This is a genomic window from Bradyrhizobium sp. P2_E8 (assembly GCF_056403875.1).
In genome coordinates this window covers 1-504 of the sequence record NZ_JBFUES010001942.1, presented here as the reverse complement: position 1 = coordinate 504, position 504 = coordinate 1, and the positions used below count along the sequence as shown (strand labels likewise).

General features: G+C 66.5%; 1 protein-coding gene. It reads left to right on the top strand.

The window, feature by feature from the left end; translation table 11 throughout:
• The coding region (locus AC1D00_RS44830) for a VCBS domain-containing protein (protein WP_477015179.1) at nucleotides 1-504 on the top strand (504 nt) is incomplete at both ends.

Genomic DNA, 504 nt, shown 5'->3' with positions numbered 1-504 from the left:
GGTGAAGCGCATGTGGTGGCGCAGACCAATGCGGCCGGCACCTATGGCGACTTCTCGATCGACGCGGACGGCGCCTGGACCTACACCGGCAACGGCGCGCACAACGAACTGACCGCGGGTCAGGTCGTGACCGACACCTTCACGGTGACGAGCCAGGACGGCACGGCGACGGGGACGGTGACGGTGACCATCACCGGGACCAATGATGCGGCGGTCTTGAACGCCCATGGAGGGTCGCTGTCCTACACGGAGAATCAGGCGGCCTCCGCGATCGACGCCGCGCTGACGGCGTCGGATGTCGACAGCACGAACCTGACCGGGGCGACGGTGTCGATCACGGCAAACTTCGCATCCGGCCAGGATGTGCTCGGCTTTACCACCCAGAACGGCATCACCGGCAGCTACAACGCGGCGACCGGTGTGCTGACGCTGAGCGGCACGGCGACCGTGGCCCAGTACCAGGCGGCGCTGGACTCGGTGACCTACTTCAACTCGAGCGACAAC